The sequence below is a fragment of the Angustibacter aerolatus genome, assembly GCF_054776675.1.
Genome location: NZ_BAAHBM010000195.1, coordinates 1 through 956 on the forward strand (window position 1 = coordinate 1; position 956 = coordinate 956).

A 956-nucleotide genomic window follows, 5' to 3' on the forward strand; every position below is an offset into this window, starting at 1 on the left:
CGTCGCGAGCTCGGCGGGCGCCGTGCTGCGGCACGGCACCCGGCTCGTGGCCGTGGCGGGCACCGACCCCCGCGTCACGCGGCTCGACGAGCTGCACGAGGCGCCGGGGGGCAGCCCGACCGCCGACGCGGTCGCCTCGGGCGCGGTGCACGTCGTGCCCGACGTGGCTCGTGCCGGGCGCTGGCCGGTGTGGAGCGCGCGCACGTCGGCGACCGGCATCGGCTCCTGTGCGGCGTACCGGCTGGTCTTCGACGGCTCCGCGGACGTGGTCGGCGGCCTGACGCTGTACGCCGACCACCTCGACGCCTTCGACGACGACGCGATCGACCTCGGGCTGGCGCTGGCGCTCTTCGGTGCCGCGACGGTCGCCACCGGCCTGACCCGCGAGCGCGCCGAGCAGCTGAAGAGCGCCCTCGACTCCAACCGCGAGATCGGCATCGCCCAGGGCGTGCTCATGGCCACCCACCGGCTGACCCGCGACCAGGCGCTCGACCTGCTGAAGACGGTGAGCCAGCACACGAACCGCAAGCTGCGCGACCTCGCGGTGGACGTCGCCGACACCGGGTCGCTCGAGGTGCGTCGACCGCGTGCGGTGCCGGCCCGGTCGGACGCCGGGCGGGCCCGCCGGCGGTAGACCCACCCGCGGCCGGTCACCCGCCGACGCGCAGCACGCCCGCGGTGGCGCGACGCCCCGAGGCGGCGGTCTCGGCGAGGTCGACGAGCAGCGCGGCGAGCGCCAGCACGAGCGGCGGCAGCACCAGCCACCACGGTGCGACGAGCCGCGGGCCGGTTGCCTGGCCGGTCACCAGCTCGAGGCCCAGCCGGCTCAGCGTCAGCCGCGCCGCCAGCAGGCCGACCACCAGCCCCCCGACCGCCGAGACCAGCGCGGGTGGCACCAGCTCACCGGCGGCCACCGCCCGCAGCGCGCCCACGGGCAGGCCGAGGGTGCGGGCACG

1 protein-coding gene and 1 pseudogene are annotated in these 956 nt (G+C 77.8%); one reads left to right on the forward strand and one right to left on the reverse strand.

What is annotated here, in order from left to right:
• A partial coding sequence (locus tag ACYVI6_RS18750; protein ID WP_460447796.1) for a GAF and ANTAR domain-containing protein occupies positions 1-634 on the forward strand: 634 nt, incomplete at its 5' end.
• Between the two features lie 16 nt (positions 635-650).
• On the opposite strand, the pseudogene ACYVI6_RS18755 reads toward ACYVI6_RS18750, so the two are convergent.
• Positions 651-956: pseudogene (locus ACYVI6_RS18755) on the reverse strand (FtsX-like permease family protein); the annotation flags it as partial.